Annotated in this window: 17 protein-coding genes; 9 read left to right on the plus strand and 8 right to left on the minus strand. The window is 75.1% G+C overall.

Features of this window, described 5'->3' with window-relative positions:
* Window positions 1-15: 15 nt before the first annotated feature.
* Entirely contained in the window at window positions 16-1092 is a 1077-nt protein-coding gene (locus ACGF07_RS24370; protein ID WP_392901971.1) for a nitrous oxide reductase family maturation protein NosD, read from the minus strand.
* Window positions 1093-1354: 262 nt separating this feature from the next.
* Between ACGF07_RS24370 and ACGF07_RS24375 the strand changes: the two genes are divergently transcribed.
* Entirely contained in the window at window positions 1355-2296 is a 942-nt protein-coding gene (locus tag ACGF07_RS24375; protein WP_350742257.1) for a deoxyribonuclease IV, read from the plus strand.
* 259 nt (window positions 2297-2555) lie between these two features.
* A complete protein-coding gene (locus tag ACGF07_RS24380) occupies window positions 2556-4667 on the plus strand; it encodes an MMPL family transporter (protein WP_392901973.1) in 2112 nt (703 codons plus the stop codon).
* A 54-nt stretch (window positions 4668-4721) separates the two neighbouring features.
* Here the strand turns inward: ACGF07_RS24380 and ACGF07_RS24385 are convergent, their stop codons facing one another.
* Window positions 4722-4949, minus strand: coding sequence for a hypothetical protein (locus ACGF07_RS24385; RefSeq protein ID WP_350742261.1), 228 nt, complete (start codon window positions 4947-4949; stop codon window positions 4722-4724).
* 390 nt (window positions 4950-5339) lie between these two features.
* On the opposite strand from ACGF07_RS24385, the gene ACGF07_RS24390 reads away from it, so the two are divergent.
* The 7 genes from ACGF07_RS24390 to ACGF07_RS24420 all read left to right on the plus strand — a co-directional run bounded on the left by ACGF07_RS24390 (window position 5340) and on the right by ACGF07_RS24420 (window position 12453).
* The gene (locus ACGF07_RS24390; RefSeq protein ID WP_392902120.1) at window positions 5340-6746 is read left to right on the plus strand and encodes an amino acid permease; all 1407 of its coding nucleotides are present in this window, start codon (window positions 5340-5342) and stop codon (window positions 6744-6746) included.
* 125 nt (window positions 6747-6871) lie between these two features.
* Window positions 6872-7060, plus strand: a complete 189-nt coding sequence (locus ACGF07_RS24395; RefSeq protein WP_350742263.1) for a DUF1508 domain-containing protein — start codon at window positions 6872-6874, stop codon at window positions 7058-7060.
* A gap of 111 nt (window positions 7061-7171) precedes the next feature.
* Complete coding sequence (locus ACGF07_RS24400; RefSeq protein WP_392901976.1) at window positions 7172-8500, plus strand: glycosyltransferase family 4 protein; 1329 nt, start codon at window positions 7172-7174, stop codon at window positions 8498-8500.
* Complete coding sequence (locus tag ACGF07_RS24405; RefSeq protein ID WP_392901978.1) at window positions 8497-9678, plus strand: glycosyltransferase; 1182 nt, start codon at window positions 8497-8499, stop codon at window positions 9676-9678. Before ACGF07_RS24400 ends, ACGF07_RS24405 begins: the two co-directional genes overlap by 4 nt.
* Window positions 9675-10559, plus strand: coding sequence for an SGNH/GDSL hydrolase family protein (locus ACGF07_RS24410; protein WP_392901980.1), 885 nt, complete (start codon window positions 9675-9677; stop codon window positions 10557-10559). Before ACGF07_RS24405 ends, ACGF07_RS24410 begins: the two co-directional genes overlap by 4 nt.
* A gap of 340 nt (window positions 10560-10899) precedes the next feature.
* Window positions 10900-12042 carry an NUDIX domain-containing protein gene (locus ACGF07_RS24415; RefSeq protein WP_392901982.1) on the plus strand — a complete coding sequence of 381 codons (1143 nt, stop codon included), beginning with the start codon at window positions 10900-10902 and terminating at the stop codon, window positions 12040-12042.
* 9 nt (window positions 12043-12051) lie between these two features.
* Window positions 12052-12453 (plus strand): DUF6188 family protein, encoded by a 402-nt coding sequence (locus tag ACGF07_RS24420; protein ID WP_392901983.1) that lies wholly within the window; start codon window positions 12052-12054, stop codon window positions 12451-12453.
* A gap of 224 nt (window positions 12454-12677) precedes the next feature.
* On the opposite strand, the gene ACGF07_RS24425 is transcribed toward ACGF07_RS24420, so the two are convergent.
* The 6 genes from ACGF07_RS24425 to ACGF07_RS24450 all read right to left on the minus strand — a co-directional run bounded on the left by ACGF07_RS24425 (window position 12678) and on the right by ACGF07_RS24450 (window position 18001).
* A complete protein-coding gene (locus ACGF07_RS24425) occupies window positions 12678-13052 on the minus strand; it encodes a hypothetical protein (protein ID WP_392901985.1) in 375 nt (124 codons plus the stop codon).
* A 213-nt stretch (window positions 13053-13265) separates the two neighbouring features.
* Entirely contained in the window at window positions 13266-13661 is a 396-nt protein-coding gene (locus ACGF07_RS24430; protein WP_392901987.1) for a roadblock/LC7 domain-containing protein, read from the minus strand.
* Window positions 13662-13743: 82 nt separating this feature from the next.
* Complete coding sequence (locus ACGF07_RS24435) at window positions 13744-14985, minus strand: hypothetical protein (RefSeq protein WP_392901989.1); 1242 nt, start codon at window positions 14983-14985, stop codon at window positions 13744-13746.
* A gap of 223 nt (window positions 14986-15208) precedes the next feature.
* On the minus strand, window positions 15209-15592 hold the full coding sequence (locus tag ACGF07_RS24440) for a hypothetical protein (RefSeq protein WP_392901991.1): 384 nt from the start codon (window positions 15590-15592) through the stop codon (window positions 15209-15211).
* 609 nt (window positions 15593-16201) lie between these two features.
* The gene (locus ACGF07_RS24445; protein ID WP_392901993.1) at window positions 16202-17215 is read right to left on the minus strand and encodes an LLM class flavin-dependent oxidoreductase; all 1014 of its coding nucleotides are present in this window, start codon (window positions 17213-17215) and stop codon (window positions 16202-16204) included.
* Window positions 17216-17323: 108 nt separating this feature from the next.
* A complete protein-coding gene (locus tag ACGF07_RS24450; RefSeq protein WP_392901995.1) occupies window positions 17324-18001 on the minus strand; it encodes a DUF2269 domain-containing protein in 678 nt (225 codons plus the stop codon).
* Window positions 18002-18177 lie beyond the last annotated feature (176 nt).

Raw genomic sequence — 18177 nt, forward strand, 5'->3', positions numbered from 1 at the left:
GGGCGGCTGCCGGGCTCAGCAGCGGCCGGCGGGCACGGAGACCGAGCAGGTGTTGCGGGCGAAGGCGTTGTCGGTGCCGGTGTCGTGGTCGGCGAGGTCGGCCGGGCCGTTGCCGCTCAGGCGGTTGTCGGAGACGGTCGCCCGGCTGTTCGGTACGCCGACGGCGCTCTTGTAGAGGACGATGCCGCCGGAGAAGTCCGTGGTGCCGACGTTGTCGTGGACGTCGTTGTCGGTCACCCGGGTGCCCTCGGTGCCGGTGAGCACGATGCCGGCGCCCTGGATGGCGCCCAGGCGCGGGTTGGCGGCGCAGAACTTGTTGTTGGCGACCACCCGGTTGCGCCGGACGTCGAGGTCCCCGGCGCGGGGCGCGTTCTCGTCGCCGACCACGAAGACGCCGGCGCAGTTGCCGCTGACCTCGTTGCCCTCGATGGTGAGCACGCGCAGCCGGCGGACGGTGACGCCGACCCGGTTGCCGGTGAGCACGTTGCCCGCGACGACGGTGCCCCCGGTGTCGGGCGCGCCGCCCTCCCGGTAGGCGTAGTTGGCGAGGAAGACGCCGGACTGGCCGTTGTCGGTCGAACGGTTGCCGATGATGGTGGCCTTGGTGGACATCTCCTGGCTGATGCCCTGCTGGGCGTTGTCGTGGACGTGGGTGGCGCGGACGGTCAGCCGGGTGGTGCCGCTGGCGTCGATGCCGTTCCTGGCGAAGCCGGTGACGGCGAGGGACTCGACGGTGACGTCGGCCAGCGGGGCCTGCTCGGTGCCGACCACGCAGACGCCGTGCCCGGCGACGGCACAGGCGTTCTCCCGGCCGTCGCCGGGGGTGATCACACTGAGGTCGCCGGCACCGCGCAGGGTCAGACCGGGGGTGGTGATGCGGACGCTGCCGCGGTACGTGCCGGGGAGCAGCTCGACGGTGTCGCCGGGCTTGGCGGCGTCGACGGCCCGCTGAATCGATTCGCCCGGCTGGACGAGGTGCAGCGTGCCGGCGGCGTGCGCCGCGGGGGCGGCGGCCAGGGCGGCGAGGGCGGTGGTCAGGGCGGTGGCGGCAGCGGTGGCCGCAGCGAGGTGGTGGACCCGACGGGTGGGCATGAGCGGTGACCTGTTCTTTCGGCGCGCGGTGGGAAGGATGGGGACGTGGGCGCCCGTCCGACGCTGGGTGTCCGGATGGTGACGGTCGGTGGGTACGGCCGTGTCGACGGTACGGGCGCCCGGGTGGGGCCGCCACCAGGGCTGGGCTGGGGGACTGACGGGGCGTCGGCCGCTGGTGGGACGCCCCGGCGTGGCGTGCGGGGCGCCGGGCCGTACGGGGCCGCGCGCCGGAGCGGTCCCGGCCCGTGACATCCTCGGGGGCATGAGCACCGCGTCCGCACCGTCCGTCGCCACCGTCCGCAACCCGATCGGCGCCCACGTGCCGGTGGCCGGCCGCGGGCTGGCCGGGACGGGGCTGGCGTACGCGCGGAAGGTCGGCGCGGAGACGGTGCAGGTGTTCGTGGCCAACCCGCGCGGCTGGGCCACTCCCCCGGGCAATCCGCGCCACGACGAGGAGTTCCGTGCCGCCTGCGCCGAGGAGGGCGTCCCGGCCTGGGTGCACGCGCCGTACCTGATCAACTTCGGGTCGGACAATCCGACCACCCGGCAGCGCTCGGCGGACTCGCTGCGGCACTCGCTGCGCCGCGGCCACGCGATCGGCGCACTGGGTGTCGTCCTCCACACCGGCTCCGCCGTCGGTGCGGCACCCGACGGCGGCTCCCGCCGGGCCGAGGCGATGGCACAGGTCCGCGCGGACGTCCGGCCCCTGCTGGACGAGCTGGACGCGCTCGGGGAGGACGCCCCCTGGCTGCTGCTGGAGCCGACCGCCGGGCAGGGCAGTTCGCTCTGCTCCCGGCTGGAGGAACTGGCCGAGTACGTCGCGGCGCTGGACGGGCACCCGAAGGTGGGCGTCTGCCTGGACACCTGCCACGCCTTCGCCGCCGGGCACGACCTGGCCGCGCCCGGCGGGGTGACGGCCGCGCTGGACGCGCTGGCCTCGGCCGCCGGTCCGGGCCGGCTGAGGCTGATCCACGCCAACGACTCGGAGGACGTGGTGGGCGCCCGCAAGGACCGGCACGCCAACATCGGCGCGGGGATGATCGGCGCGGAGCCGTTCCGCGAGCTGTTCGAGCACCCGGAGACGGCCGGGGTGCCGCTGCTGGTGGAGACCCCGGACCGCAAGCACGGCGGGGACGGCACCGGGCACGCGATGGACATCGCGGTGCTGAAGGAGCTGCGGGAGCGGGCTGCGGTCCCGGCCTGAGGCTGCGGTCCCGGCCTGAGGCTGCGGTCCCGGCCTGAGGCTGAGGTCCCGGCCTGAGGCTGCGGTCCCGAGCTGAGGTGACGGTCGGGGGCCCGAGGCCGCCGTCCGGGCCTGCGGCGGTGCTCCGGGCCCGAGGCGGGGCTCCGGCTCCGCGGCGGTGCGAGGGCGCGGCTGCCCCGCGGTGCCGGGCTCGGGCTGCCGGTCGCCACCACCGGTGGGAGGCTGGAACGAGTCATCGCCTCCGCTTGGGGGGTCTGCCGTGTCCCGGACCAGGAAGCTCGCCGCCCTGCCGTGCGGACGCCGCGGCAAGTGGGTGGTGCTCGCCCTGTGGCTGGTGCTGCTCGTCGCGCTGGGCCCGCTGGCCGGCAAGCTGATGGGCGCCGAGGACAACCAGGCGTCGAGCTGGCTGCCGGGCAGCGCCGAGTCCACCCAGGTCCTGCAGGAACAGCGGGCCTTCCAGCCGGTGGACACCGCCCAGGCCGTCGTGGTCTACCAGCGGGCCGGCGGCATCACCCCCGCGGACCGCGCCGAGGCCGCGCGCGACGCCGTCGACTTCGCGTCCGTACCGCACGTGGCCGGCCCGGTGGTCGGCCCCGCCGTCTCGGCCGACGGCCAGGCGATGCAGACGATCGTGCCGATCGACGTCGGCAGCAACGGCTGGAACGACCTCAAACCCGCCGTCGACACCCTGCGCGCCACCGCCGCCGCGAACGCCCAGGGCATGACCACCCACGTCACCGGCCCGGGCGGGGTCGCCGCCGACCAGGCCAAGGCCTTCGCGGGCATCGACAGCTCACTGCTCGCCGCCACCGTCGGCGTGGTGGTCGTCCTGCTGCTGCTGACCTACCGCAGCCCGGTGCTGTGGACGCTGCCGCTGCTCTCCGCCGCCGGCGCGCTGACCGTCGCCGAGGCCTTCATCTACCTCCTGGCGAAGCACGCCGGGCTGACCGTCAACGCGCAGAGCGCCGGCATCCTGATCGTCCTGGTGCTCGGCGCGGGGACGGACTACGCGCTGCTGCTCACGGCCCGCTACCGGGAGGAACTGCGCCGCCACGAGGACCGGCACGAGGCGATGGCCTTCGCCCTGCACCGGGCCGGGCCCGCCGTCCTCGCCTCCTCGGCCACCGTCGTGGCGTCGATGCTCTGCCTGCTGATCGCCGAGATGAACTCCACCCGGGGCCTCGGCCCGGTCCTGGCGATCGGCGTGGTGGTCGCCCTCGCCGCGATGCTCACCCTGCTTCCGGCGCTGCTGGTGATCGTCGGCCGCTGGGTGTTCTGGCCGGTCCGACCGGCGTACGGCACGCCGGAGCCGACCCGGACCGGCCGCTGGGCGCGCGTCGGGGCCCGGATCGCCCACCGGCCCCGGGCGGTGTGGGTCGGTACGGCGCTGGCGCTCGCCGCCTGCTGCGCCGGGCTGGTCTCACTGAACGCCACCGGGATCAGCACGGCCGGCTCCTTCACCGGCACACCCGACTCGGTGGTCGGCCAGCAGGTCCTGGAGCAGCACTTCCCGGGCGGCACGGGCGCGCCGCTCACCATCGTCTCCACGGCGGGCGGCGCGCCGGCCGTGCACTCCGCCGCCCGGTCCACGGCCGGGGTGGCGGCGGCCTCGCCGCCGGTCGTGCACGACGGGCGGGCGCTGTTCCAGGTCACGCTGACCGACCCGCCGGACAGCCGGGCCGCGAAGGACACCGTGGACCGGGTGCGCGGCGCGGTGCACGCGGTGCCGGCCGCGGACGCCAAGGTGGGCGGCAGCACGGCGGTCGTCCTGGACGCCGGGCGGGCGGCCGCCGCCGACAACCGGGCGATCATCCCGCTGGTGCTCGGCGTGGTGCTGCTGATCCTGGCCGTCCTGCTGCGGGCGATCACCGCACCGCTGGTGCTGATCGCGACCGTGGTGCTGTCGTACGCGGCGGCGCTCGGGATCAGCGCCTTCTTCTTCGCGCACGTCTTCCACTTCCAGGGCCAGGACCAGGCCTTCCCGCTGTTCGTCTTCGTGTTCCTGGTGGCACTGGGGATCGACTACAACATCTTCCTGATGACCCGGGTGCGCGAGGAGTCCGTCCGGCACGGGACCCGGCTGGGCGCGCTGACCGGGCTGTCGGCCACCGGCGGGGTGATCACCTCGGCCGGACTGATCCTGGCCAGCACCTTCGCCGTCCTCGGGACGCTCCCGCTGGTGGCCTTCGCCGAGATCGGCTTCGCGGTGGCGCTGGGCGTGCTGCTGGACACCCTGGTGGTGCGGTCGGTGCTGGTCACCGCGCTGACCATGGACCTCGACCGGCACATGTGGTGGCCGGGCCGGCTGTCCCGCCCGACCGCCGTCGGCGGTCCGCCGCCGAGCGGACAGCCATCGAGCGGACAGCCGTGAGCCCGGGGCCGTCGAGCGGCCTCCGGGCTCACCGATCCGGCTGGATCAGCCTGATCAGTCGCAGTCCCCGATGCACTTGTCCTCGCTGTGCTCGTGGAAGTTGAACCAGCTGGCCTTCGGGCCGAACAGGCCGACACCGGCCGAGCCCGACTCCAGGCTCTGGCTGGACTCCTGGTGCGACGCGTGGCCCCACGCCATCGCCGAGGTCGGCGCGGCCGCCATGGCGGCACCCGCCACGGCAGCGATCACGGCGACCTTGCGGATCTTCCCACGAAGCGACATCTGATGTCCTTTTGGTTCGTCTCTGGTCCTCAACCCGCGCCCTCGAAAGGCCAGTTCGGCCGACCGGCGGACGGGCCGCGCCCCACCGGGAGGCGCCGCGCCAAGGTTGGCACACGAACACGGGCACGGGGCGCGCGCCGCAACCGCCCTGGGACATCCGGGTGACACATCTCCCCCGCCCGGCCGAACCCTCCGCGTTCCGCGTCGAACGGGTTCGCGAAGGGCCGCCGGACGAGTGCCCGTCCGACCGCCAGGCGGCCGGAAGTCTTGCGGTGATCCGCCGGGCCGGACGAACAAATCCCACCGATTTGGCGCAAGGTACGCACTGGTCCGAGCATGAACGGTCGCTCCACCGAGCGCGAGCAGGACCAGGAAAGGCGCACCACCCTCATGCAGACCAGCCCCGCCGCACCCCGGCAGGCGACTCGACCGGACACCACGGACACCGCGGAGACCGCGGACAGCCCGGACACGGCGGTCGACGCGGGCTCCCGGAAGGGCGGCCGGTTCGGGCTGACCACCGCCACCGCCCTGGTCATGGGCAACATCATCGGCGGCGGCATCTTCATGATCCCGGCCGCCGTGGCGCCCTACGGGACGGTCAGCCTGCTCGCGTTCGTCGTCCTCACGGTGGGCGCGATCGCTCTGGCCCTGGTCTTCGGGCAGTTGGCCCGACGCAGCCCGCGCACCGGCGGCCCGTACGTCTACGCCCGGGAGGCCTTCGGGGACTTCGCCGGGTTCCTGTCCGCCTGGTCGTACTGGATCACCACCTGGGTCAGCAACGCCGCGCTCGCCGTGGCAGCCGTCGGATACCTGGACGTGCTGCTGCCGGTCGGCCACTCGACCGCGCTGAGCATCACCGCCGCGCTGGTCCTCCAGTGGCTGCCGGCCCTGGCCAACCTGGCCGGCACCCGCTACGTCGGGGTGGTCCAACTGGTCTCCACCGTCCTGAAGTTCATCCCGTTGGCGCTGGTCGCGGTGGGCGGCCTGTTCTTCTTCGACCCGAAGAACCTCGGGCCGTTCGACGGCAACGGCCAGGGCTGGACGGGCGGCATGACCGCTGCGGCCGCGATCCTGCTGTTCAGCTACCTGGGCGTGGAGTCGGCCGCGATGAGCGCCGGCAAGGTCCGCGACCCGGAGCGCAACGTCGGCCGGGCCAGTGTGCTCGGCACCATCGGCGCGGCCGTGGTCTACCTGCTGGGCACCGTCGCGGTGTTCGGCACCGTCGCCCACGAGCGGCTGGTGCACTCCGCGGCTCCGTTCTCGGACGCGGTGAACGCCATGTTCGGCGGTTCCTGGGGCGGCACGGCGATCGCCGTCGCCGCGCTCGTCTCGATGACCGGCGCGCTCAACGGCTGGACCCTGCTGGCCGCCCAGGCCCCGTACGCGGCCGCCGAGGACGGCCTGTTCCCGGCCGCCTTCGGCAAGGAGCGGCGCGGCGTACCGGCCTTCGGCGTGATCGTCAGCGTCGCCCTGGCCTCGGCGCTGACCGTCCTCAACTTCGCCAGCGGCGCGAAGGGCGCGTTCGACACGCTCGTCCTGGTCACCACCTTCACCGCCACCGTGCCCTACCTCCTCTCCACCGCCGCCCAGTTGTACTGGCTGGTCCGCGGCACCACCGACAAGGTCGCCACCCCGCACCTGGTCCGCGACGCCGTCCTCGGCCTCGGCGCCTTCGCCTTCTCCCTCTGGCTCCTCGCCGGCGCCGGCTACGCGGCCGTCTACCAGGGCGTGCTCTTCCTCTTCGCCGGCGTCCTCGTCCACGTCTGGCTCTCCGGCCGCCGCCGCAACTCCTGACCGCGGGCCGCGCGCACGGCTCGCGCCCGCGCGCACCCGAACGGGCCCGGCCGAGGGGCGGGGGCGCGGGGCGACGCCTATGGTGCGGTGCCAGGGGGTCACTCGAGCGAAAGGTGTCCACGGGCATGGCCGGAAAATTCGAGCTGTACACGGACGAGAGCGGGATGCACCGGTTCCGCCTCAAGGCGAGCAACGGGTCGATCGTGGTGACCGGCGACCCCCACGAGAGCAAGGACGACTGCCTGAAGAGCATCGAGTCGATCCGCAAGCTCGCCCCGTACGCGGAGCTCAAGGAGACGGCCGGGTCTGCCTGAGGAAACACCGCGGTGAACAGGCGGGTCGGCGGTACGAATCGCCGACCCGCGTTCGCTTGTACGACAGATCCCTTTGGCCGGGAGCACGCCGGGCGCGGACAGAACACAGGCATGCGCGTCGCCATCGTCACCGAATCCTTCCCGCCCGAGGTCAACGGAGTCGCCCACAGCGTGCTGCGGACGGCCGAGCACCTGCTCCGCCGGGGCCACCAGCCCCTCGTCGTCACCCCCGCGCCGGCGCGGGGCGCCCAGTGCCCACCGCAGACCTTCGGCTCCGGCGCCGCGGCGGAACGGATCCCCGTGGTGCGGATCCCCTCGATGCCGCTGCCGGGGTACCCGCAGGTGCGGATCGCGCTGCCGAGCCGGCAGTTGGCCGCCGCCCTCGCCGGCCACCGACCCGACATCGTGCACCTGGCCAGCCCCTTCGTGCTGGGGGCGCGCGGCATGCACGTCGCGGCGCGGCTCGGGGTGCCCGCCGTCGCCGTGTACCAGACCGACCTCGCCGGGTACGCACACGCCTACCGGGCCGGCCGGGGGCTCGGCGAGGCCGCGGCCTGGCGGCGGATCCGGGCCGTGCACCGCGCGGCCGCCCGCACCCTCGCGCCGTCCACCCCGGCCGCACAGGACCTCACCGCGCACGGGGTGCCCCGGGTGCAGCTCTGGCCGCGCGGGGTGGACTCCGTCCGGTTCCATCCGCGGCACCGGGACGAGGCGCTGCACCGGGCGCTCGCACCGGGCGGTGAGGTGCTGGTCGGGTACGTCGGACGGCTGGCCCCGGAGAAGCGGGTCGACCTGCTGGCCAGGGCCTCCGCACTGCCCGGGGTCCGGGTGGTGGTGATCGGGGACGGCCCCTCGGCCCCCGGGCTGCGGGCCGCCATGCCCGGCGCGGTGTTCCTCGGCCGGCGCACCGGGGAGGAACTGGCGCGGTGCTTCGCGACCCTGGACGTGTTCGTGCACACCGGCCCGCTGGAGACCTTCTGCCAGACCATCCAGGAGGCGATGGCCAGCGGCGTGGCGGTGATCGGCCCGGCGGCCGGCGGCCCGCTCGACCTGGTCTCCCACCACCGCACCGGCCTGCTGGTGCCGCCGCGGGACGGCGCGGCCGTCGCCCGGGCGGTGGCCGAGCTCGCCGACGACCCGGCCCGGCGGGACGCCTACGGGACGGCCGGGCGGGCCGAGGTGACCGCCCGCACCTGGGAGGCCGTCGGGGACCTGCTGCTGCGGCACTACGCCGAGGTGCTCGCGGAGCACCGGGGGGCGGCGGCGGCCGTTCCGGTCCCCGTGGCGGTGCCGGTGCCCGCGTCGTTGCCGGTGCCCGCCTCGTTGCCGGTGCCGGTGCCGGTGGCGTCGGCGTCGGCGTCGGATTCTGTTCCGCCGGCTTCGGCGTGCTCCCCCGTGCTGCCCGTGCTGCCCGTGTTGCCCGAGGAGCTGTCGGCATGACCGGGGCCTCGGCGCCGCGACGGCTGACCGTCGTCCGGCTCGCCAACTTCGTCACCCCCGTCTCCGGCGGCCTGCGCACCGCGCTGCGCCACCTCGGCGCCGGGTACCTGGCGGCCGGGCACCGGCCCGTACTGATCGTGCCCGGCGAGCGGCGTTCGTCGGAGGAGACCGAACAGGGCCTGGTGGTCACGCTGCCCGGCCCGGTGCTGCCGGCCGGCGGCGGCTACCGGTTGCTCACCGACCGGCGGGCGGTGGAGGCCGAGCTGACCCGGCTCGGCCCCGACCGGCTGGAGGTGTCCGACCGGACCACCCTGCGCTGGACCGGCGGCTGGGCACGGCGGCACGGCGTCCGCTCGGTGATGGTCTCGCACGAGAGCGCCACCGGAGTGCTGCGCACCTGGGGCCTGCCCGGCCCGCTGGCCGCGGCGGCCGCCGACCGGCTCAACGCGGCGACGGTCCGCGCCTACGACTCGGTGCTGTGCACCACCGAATGGGCGGCGGCCGAGTTCCGCCGGATCGGCGCGCCCAACCTGGTCCGGGCCCCGCTCGGCGTCGACCTGGAGGCCATGCGACCACTGCCGCCGGCCGCACGTGCGGCGGAGCGGGCCCGTTACGCCGGGCCGGACGACGTCCTGCTGGTGCTCTGCTCCCGGCTGTCGGCGGAGAAGCGGCCCGAACGGGCCGTCGAGGCGCTCGCCCGGCTGCGGGCCCGGGGGCTGTCCGCCGTCCTGGTGGTGGCCGGCACCGGTCCGCTTCGGGAGCGGCTGGCCGCCCGGGCCGCCCGGCTCCGCGTGCCGGTGCGCTTCCTCGGACACCTGAGCCGACGCGAGGCGCTCGCCCGGCTGCTCGGCTGCGCGGACGTGGTGCTGGCGCCCGGGCCGGTGGAGACCTTCGGGCTGGCCGCGATGGAGGCCCTGGCCTGCGGCACGCCCGTCGCGGTCAGCCGTTCCTCCGCGCTCCCCGGGCTGGTGGGACCGGCCGGAGTGGCCGCCGAGGACACCGGTGCCGGGTTCGCCCGGGCGGTGGCTGACCTGTTGGCGCGGCCGGAGGAGCAGCGGCGGGCCGCAGCCCGGGCGCAGGCCGAGCGGTACGGCTGGCCGGCGGCGGTGGCGGCCTTCCTGGCCGCACACGGAGTACGGAACCGCGCAGCGGAGACGGTGGACGGGGGGCTGGCATGAGCGTGCTGGACGCCGGGCCCGACCGGGCCGCGGAGGGGCGGCCGGCGGCCGGCGAACTGCTGCGCTTCGTCGCCCTCGGGGACTCCCTCACGGAGGGCGTCGGGGACCAGGTCGGCGAGGCATGGCGCGGCTGGGCCGCCGTACTGGCGCACTCGCTGGCGCCCGGGGGCCGGGACGTGGACTTCGCCAATCTCGCGTACAGCGGTGCACTGACCGCCGATCTGACGGCGCGCCAGCTCCCGGCGGCGCTGGCCCTGCGGCCGCAGCTGGCGGCGGTGCTGGTCGGCGGCAACGACACCCTGCGGACCGGTTTCGACATCCGGCGCACCACCCTGGAGCTGGACGCCACCCTGGGCGAACTCTCCTCGCACGGTGCCGTGTTGCTGACCGCCTGCCTGCCCGACCCGGGGCTCCTGCTCCGGCTCCCGGCCCCGCTCGGCCGCCCGCTGGCCCGCCGGATGCGGGCCGTCAACACGGTGGTGCACGCGCTCACCGCGCGGCACCGGGCCGTGCACCTGCACATCGCCGAGCTGCCCTGGAGCAACCAGCGCCGGCTGCTGAGCGTCGACCGCCTCCACCCCAGCGCCGAAGGGCACCACCTGATCGCCCGCCGCTTCCACGACCTCCTGTCCGAAGCCGGCCACCCCCTCGGCCCGCCACCTGCAGACCGGGTGGCCGAACCCCCGCCGAGCCCGGCCGCCGACCTCTGGTGGATGGCCACCAAGGGCACCCGCTGGGTCGCCGCCCGCAGCACCGACCTGCTCCCCGGCCTGCTCGCCCTGGCGGCGGCCGAGGGTGTCGCCCGGCTCCGCGGGCGGACCGGGCGACACGACGAGCAGATGGCCCGGGCGGCGATGCAGGCGCTGGCGTCCCTGGGGTGACGGCCGCTGCCCGGGGCTGACGGGGTGACCGGCGGCAGTGGTCGGACAGGGACGGCCTCGGCGCGACATCGGCTTCGAGCCCTCGGTCGCGCGCCCGGAACTCCGTCCGACGGCCTCAGCGTTGGTCGACCATGTCCGGATTCGCGGCTCCGGCGGGCGGCGGCCGGCGGACGGCGGCGGCCAGCGGGCGGCGGCCGGCGGGCGGCGGGGACAGCGCCGACGCGGCTGCTGCCGGGGAGAAGGGTGGAGCCATGGTCGGGGTGGGGCCTGCCGGGGAAACCATGACTGGAGCCGGGGCCGTGCCCCGGGGTGAAGCCGGGTGCGGGTGGAGGAATCGCGGGTGGACGCGTCGGATGGGCAGAGCAAGGGGATTCTGGCGGCGGCGGGGGTGCTGTTCCCCGACGGCGCGGGGCGGGTGCTGGTGGTGCGGCTGCCGTACGACCGGCAGCATCCGGTGGCGGTCCCGGGCGGCGGGTGGGAGCCGACCGACCTGTCGCCGCGTGAGACCGCCGTACGGGAGATCGCCGAGGAACTCGGGTTCACGCCCAGGCTCGGACGACTGGCCTGCGTGGACTGGGCGCTGTTCCCGACGAGGCCGCCGATCGTGGCGTACCTGTACTGGGGCGAGCCGTTGACGGCGCAGCAGGTGGCGGCGATCCGGCCGGATGCGGCGGAGGTCGGCGGGTGGGTGTGGCTGACGGCGGAGGAGGCCGGGCATGCGCTGCCCCCGAGGCTGTCACGGCGGGTGACGGCCTGCCTGCGGGCGCCGCGTGCGGCCGGGCCACTGGAGCTCGAGGACAGCCGGCCCGTCGGCCACACGCTGCAGGCGCTGCCCGCCGAAGGGCCGGCGCCCGAGTACACCGGGCTGGCCGCGGCCCCCACGCTCGGGGCGCAGGACGCCGGGGCGACGGACCGGCAACCGGAGCCGCCGATGGACCGGGACACCTACTACGCCACCCGGCCGCGGATCCGGGCGAAGGCCAGGGCGTTGTTCACCGACCGTGAGGGCCGGGTGTTGCTGGTGCGCCTGCGCCCGTACGAGGGTCCGCGCGGGGAGGTGCCGCACTGGACGCTGCCGGGAGGCGGGGTCGAGGCGGACCGGGAGGCTCCGCGAGCGGCGGCGCGCCGGGAGATCCGCGAGGAGCTGGGGTGGGACGTCGAGCCGGGACGGCTGCTCGTGCTGGACTGGCAACCGGGTACGGCGGCCGATCCCGGCGCGGATCCGGCGACCGGCCGGGACACCGCCGTGCTGGTGTACGTCTTCGACGGCGGCACGGTGACGGGAGCGCTGCTCGAGTCGATCGCTTTGCAGGAACAGGAGTTGGTGGAGTGGCGGCTGTGCGATCCGGCCACGGCACGGGCGCTGCTGAGCGGGCCGTCCTGGGGTCGAACGGCCGCCGCGCTGGCCGCCCGGGACCGGGCGAGCGGCCCCGCCGAGCTGGTACGCGGGCGAATGGTGGGACCGGCGCCGGCCGATGGGTGACACTGGGGCATGCAGAACGGGATCAGTGGAGTACTGGCCGGACGGCGGGTCGCCGCCGTCAGCGGCGGCGACCGGCTCGACCTGCGGCTCGACTGGCCGGTGACCGTCCGGGTGACGCACGAGTTCCGCTTCGCGGCGCCCTCCTTCGCCGCGCCGAGAGAAGTGGAGCACGTCTTCCCGGCGCTGACGTTCCGTCCGACGCCCAGGTTGCTGGCACTGGTCGGCCGGACCGTCGGCACCGCCCGGATCACCATGGCCGGCGGGCTGGAGCTCGGGTTCGCGGAGGGCGGTGAACTGTCCGTCCCGCCGCACGCGGTGCTCGCGCCCTGGAGCGTGCTGACCGCGGAGGGCGCGGTGTGCGCCGCACTGCCGGGCGGCGAGGTCCGCTGGGCGGAACCCGCCGGGGGCTGAGCCGCCCGGCCGTACGGCGGGCTCGGGCCGGGCCCGGACCCCGGCTGCCCGACGGGGCCCGGGCCCGAGCCGCCGCCGGGGCTCGTGCTGCCGGTTCTTCCGGCCGTTCCGGCTCCTTCCGGTCCTTCCGGTCCTTCCGGCTCCTTCCGGTCCCTCCGGTCCTTCCGGCTCCTTCCGGTCCCTCCGGTCCTTCCGGCTCCTTCCGGTCCCTCCAGTCCTTCCGATCAGACCTCGAGCTCGGCCTCGACCTTGGAGAGTTGGTGGCGCGCCATCGCCAGGTTGGCGCGCCCCTTGTCCAGCGCGAGGTAGAGGAAGAGGCCCTTGCCGGTGCGGCCGGTGAGCGGGCGGATCAGGTGGTACTGACTGGACAGGGTGATCAGGATGTCCTCGATGCCGTCCTGGAGGCCCAGCATGTCCATGGTGCGCATCTTGGCGCGGACCACGTCGGTGTTCCCGGCCGCTGCCACGTTGAGGTCCAGGCCGCCGGGGCCGTCGAGGGTGGCGAGCGCCATGCCGCTGTTGTAGTCGACGAGGGCCGCGCCGATGGCGCCCTCGATCACGGTCATGGCCTGCTTGAGCGCGCCGGCTGCGTCGGTCATTTCGGTCAACTCCTGTTGGGTCGTGAGGTGTCGGTCGTGAGGTGTGGGTGGTGAGATCTGGATCGTCGGGTCGGGATCGTCGGGCGGGGTTCGACCGGTGTGGGTCGTCCGGTGTGGGTCGTCCGGTGTGGTCGTGGTCCGGGTGTGCGCCGGCTGGGGCGGGCTGCGGACTGCGGGTCGTGGTCGGTCGGTCGGCTCGGGCGGGGCCCCTGGTCAGCCGGCGTCGCGCGGATCCTTCGGCACCAGGCTGTCGTTGAGCAGCCCGGCGATGCGCCCGGCGCAGCGGCGGGCCTCCAGGTGGAGTCGGCCGACGTTGACGTCCGGGTGCGCCAGCAGGGTCAGCACGCAGCTGCCGCCGGCCGCGTAGGTGGCGACGTAGCCGTGTTCGCCGCGCACCAGTGACTCGCGGAACTCGCCCTGCCCGGTGGTGTCGGCCAGCCGTTGGGCCAGCGACAGGGAGGCCGCCGTCATCGCGGCCACTCCGGAGGGCTCGGTCCCGTGGGTGTCGTGCGCGACCAGCAGGCCGTCGACGCTGGCCACCAGACCGCCCGCGAGGTGCGGGACGCGCCGTTTCACGGCACGGATTTCGGCGAGCAGCTCGGTCTCCAAGGCGATCAGTTGTCTCCTTCCGACACGCTGCTTGAGCGCCCGCCTCATGGCCGGTACGACGGGGTCGCGGGCGGAGAGTTGCTCAAAGTCGGGCCTCCAGAAGGTCTCGGACCCGGGTCAGCAGCGCGATGTCCGGGTCGGGGACGGTCAGCGGGTGGGCCGCTGCCGTGGTCGGCGGGCGGTCGAGGTGGTCGGGGCGGTCGAGCTGGCCGGGCTGGTCGGCGCGGGCCGGGGCGGTTGCCGTGGGTCCCCCGGGTCCCGCGGGTCCGGTGCGTTCCGGGGCGCCGGGTGCCGGGGCACCGCCGGGTCCGGCCGTCGCGGTGCCGCGAAGGGTGGCACCGGGGACCCGGCGGTGCAGGCCTCCGGCTGCTGCTGCGCCCCGCTGCGGGGGGACCTCCGGCGCCGCGGCAGCCGGAGCGGCGTGCCGCGGGGCGGCGGAGCGCGGCGCCGGAGGCCCGGGTGCGGCCGGTCGGGCGAGGGCGTCGGCAGCCTGTGACCCGGCGCCGGGCGCACCGGGCGCACCGGGTGCACCGGGTGCGCCGGATGCGCCAGGTGCGCTCGGAGCCTCGGGTCGTGGCCCCTCTGGTCTCGGGGCCCCGGCCGGCGGCGCTCCGGGTGGTGGACCGTCGAGCAGTCCCGCGGCGGCCAGCCGGCGGACGTCCGCCGTCACGCCGAAGCCGGAGCGGCCGAGCAGCCTGGCCAGGTCCGCCGGGGTTCTTCGGCCGTCGGCGTGGTCCAGCAGTTCGCGCCGGCGCCGGCCGGGCGGGCGGTGCGTGGGACGCCTGGTGTGCTCGACCGGGCGGACGGGCGCGGTGTCGAGTTGCGCCCAGGGCCAGATCCGGTCGAGGAGCCGGACCCGGCGCTCGACCTCGCGGTGCAGCCGCGCCGGGTCGACCGCCGCCACCGGTCCGAGCCAGTGCCGGGCGTCCGGCTCGAACCGCCAGGTGCCGCCCGCGCGGTCGGCGAGGATGAAGTAGGCGGCGTCGAAGAGCGCCCCCAGGTGGCCGAGTTCGAGTTCTCCCCTGGTGAGCAGCCCGCGCTCGACCAGCGCCTCGCCGACCCGCCCGCGGGGGCCGTGGAGCCGGAGGACCTCCGTCCAGCCCTCCGCGCCGATCCGGCCGCAGCCGGTGAGCAGGTCCGCCAGACCGGGCGCGCGGGGGGACTCGGCGGCGGTCACCTGGCCGTCGACCAGGTACAGCGTGCCGAGTGGGCCGTGCAGGGCACCGGTGGCCCGACGGGCGGCAAGCAGGGCGACCGCTTCACCCGGGTCCCTCGGGGCGGCGGGACCGGCCGGCGGGACGGGTCCGGTCGTTGTCCTCGGCACCGTCGACTCCGTCGGCTCTGTTGGCTTGCTCGCCGCCATCGGCGTTGTCGGCTCTACCGGCGTTGTCGGCTCCATCGGCGTTGTCGGCCCTGTCGGACGCGAGGAGGGCAGGGTCGGCGGGGCGGCGGAGGGCGCGGCGGTCACGCGGGCCACCACCGAGCGGCGTCCGTCCGGCGGGCGGGGCCGGCGACGGCCCGGGCGACGGGCCCGGCGGGTGTCACGCTCACCCCAGCACCAGTTCCTCGGCGAGTGCCTGGAGGCGGAAGCGGGCGACGGCGAGGTTGCCCTCCTCGCGGTCCAGCCAGAGGTGCAGCACCAGACGGCTGTCGAAGACGGTGTCGATGAAGCGGATCAGGTGGTAACTGCGCTCTGCCGTGACGATGATGTCCTCCAGCGGGGACTGCCGGTCCTCCGCCACGGTGAAGGTCTGGCTCTCGACGGCCGCGCGCACCAGGTCGGTCGCCTCGGCGGCGGCGGTCTCGTGCTCGCCGGTCGGGCTGTCGCCGAGGCTGCCGAGGGCGAGTCCGCTGCCCCAGTCGACCAGGCTCGCGGCGCGGGCGCCGGCGATCGCCATCGCCCCGGAGAGGCATTCCTCGATACCCGGCACACCGGCTCCTTCGCGGTTTCTGGGGTGGCCGGGCGCTACGCGGCTCCGGCCGGGTCGCCACCAGCAGTGGCAGGTTCGACACGGAAGGCTACTGCCGGTTTCGGTACGACGAACATTCCAATGGCATATTCACATCATTCGCGGCGAGTTCTGGACAAGATGCGACACGGCATCAGCCCTGCCACGACGGCAAAGCCGCTGGCCGTTCGGCCGAGGTGCGGCGGCGTCGATGGACCACCTGGTACGGGACCTTGGCCGATACCGGGCTCCCCCGCAGGGTTTCGGGGCGGAAAGTGCGATAGGAGGGCCGCCCGGAGGCGCCGGACCGCCGCCGCTCCACGGGTCAGCGGTCGGATTCGCGCCGGACATGACGAAGGGGCCCGTTCCGCTGGACGGAACGAGCCCCTTCTGGTGGAGCGCCAGGCCCGGGTTGCACGGACTCTTCCTACTGAAAGTAGGACGTGCTCTGGTAGCACCGCTGACGCCTGCTCGAGAGATAGCCTCTTCGGGAAGATCACTTCCTCTCGACGGGAAGAACAGTAGCAGCTCATCACGCCTGGTCAGAAATCGTCCTCCCGGGGCGGAGCGGGGTCGCCGAGGGCGGCAGCTTCAGACCTGACCGACGGCTTCGGCCAGCAGCCGGTAGGAGTCGAGCAGCGCGGTGCGGTCGTAGGTACTCGTCACGACCAGGAACTCGTCCGCTCCGCTGCGGTCCACCAGATCGGCGAGCTCGGCGGCGGCCCGCTCGGGAGTGCCCGCGATGTGCCCCCGCAGCGACTGCTCGAACGCCGCGCGCTCCCGCGCGCTCATCGCCCGCGCCCGGATCTCGGCCGCCGGGGCCAGCGGTGGGAACTCCCCGTGGGTGCGGGAGTACGCGCCGGCCCAGGCCTCCGGTACGAGCAGTTCCCGTGCCCGTTCCTCGCTCTCGGCCACCGCGACCGTGCCCGACACCACCACGTACGGCTCGGCGGCCTGGGCGGACGGGCGGAACCGGGCGCGGTACCGGTCGATCGCGGCGAGCATCCGGTCCTCCCCGCGCGCGGCCGCGATGACCAGCGGCAGCCCCGCCTCGGCGGCCAGGTCGGCGCCCGCGCCGGTGGCCAGCACGAAGGCCGGGACGTGAAGCCCCTCCGCCGGACGCGCGTGGACGTCGCGGTGCACCTGCTGCGAGCCGTCGAAGTAGCCGAGCAGCTCGGACAGCTGGGCCCCGAAGTCGTCGGCAGCATCCTTCTCCCGGCCGAGCGCCCGCCGGACACCGTCGGTGAAGCCCACCGACCGGCCGAGCCCCATGTCGATCCGCCCGGGGAACAGCGCCGCCAGCACCCCGAACTGCTCCGCCACGACCATCGGCTGGTGGTTGGGCAGCATCACCCCGCCGGTGCCGACCCGGATCCGGGTGGTCGCCGCGGCCACCGCTGCGGCGAGCACCGTCGGTGCCGACCCGGCCACCCCGGGCACTCCATGGTGCTCGGAGACCCAGAACCGGTGGTACCCCAGCCGCTCGATCTCCCGGGCGAAGGCCACGGTGTCCCGCAGGGCCTGCGCCGGCTCCTCGCCCCGTCGGGTCCGGGAGCGGTCGAGCACGGAGAGCCTGGTCGGGGGCGTAGCGCTGGTCACGCTCATGGACAACACGGGTCCGTCGCCCGGGCATTCCCCCACCCGGTCGCCGCCGCCGCGCGAGCCGCGGCGGCCGCCGGACCACCGCGGGCGGTCACCGGGCGTGCCCTCGGTTCAGCTGCCCGCCGCGGGTATTCGGCCCGGACGCCCGACGACCGTCCCGCGGCGGCCCCACGGCTTGTACACCGAGAGGATGACGTTGAACAGGTAGACCGCGAGAGCCACCGCCGGGACGATCACGGTGTTGTAGCGGACGAACCCCAGGTCCGCCGCCGTGACGGGACCGGCCGGATGCGCGTCCGCCACCCGCACCGCGTCGTGCAGCCGGGCGGTGAGCGCGAACACCGAGGCGGCCATCGCCGCGAGCGTCAGCCAGAACTTGGTGCCGACCCAGTAGTACCGGAACAGCCCCCAGGAGGTGCCGAGGCTCAGCGCCACCCCGCTCAGGAAGGTGAGCAGGCTCAGCGGCAGGACCAGCGTGTCGCCGAGCATGCCCATCGCCCGGTAGGCCGCTCTGAGCCGGTCGGCGTCACCGGTGGTCAGAGCCGTCACCGCCAGGGTGAGCAGGCAGAGCATCAGCGCCAGCCAGCTCACCGAGGCGACGACGTGCAGGACGACCAGCAGCTTGCGCGCCCCCGGCGACAGCCGCCGACGGAGGCGGCGACTGCCGGGGCGGCGGCTTTCGGGGCGGCGGCTTTCGGGTTGGCCACCGCCGGTGCGGCGGTCGGCGGAGCGGCGCCCGGCGTCGGGGGACGGCCGGGGCGCCGCGTCGGCTCCGGTGGGCGGGCTCACGGGCACCTCCTTCGAGTCCGGGTCACGAGGACGCGCCCAGACTCTCCCGCCCGGCCCTGATCCGGCATCTGACGAGGGAAGTAATCTCGCGTACTCCCTGGTGAGTACGCGTTCGGCGTGTCACCGCCGGAGGCCAACTCCACCGGGAGTAGCGGCAGTCCCCCCCCGTAGGCCGA

The organism is Kitasatospora sp. NPDC048194, from assembly GCF_043202455.1.
Taxonomy (GTDB): Bacteria; Actinomycetota; Actinomycetes; order Streptomycetales; family Streptomycetaceae; genus Kitasatospora.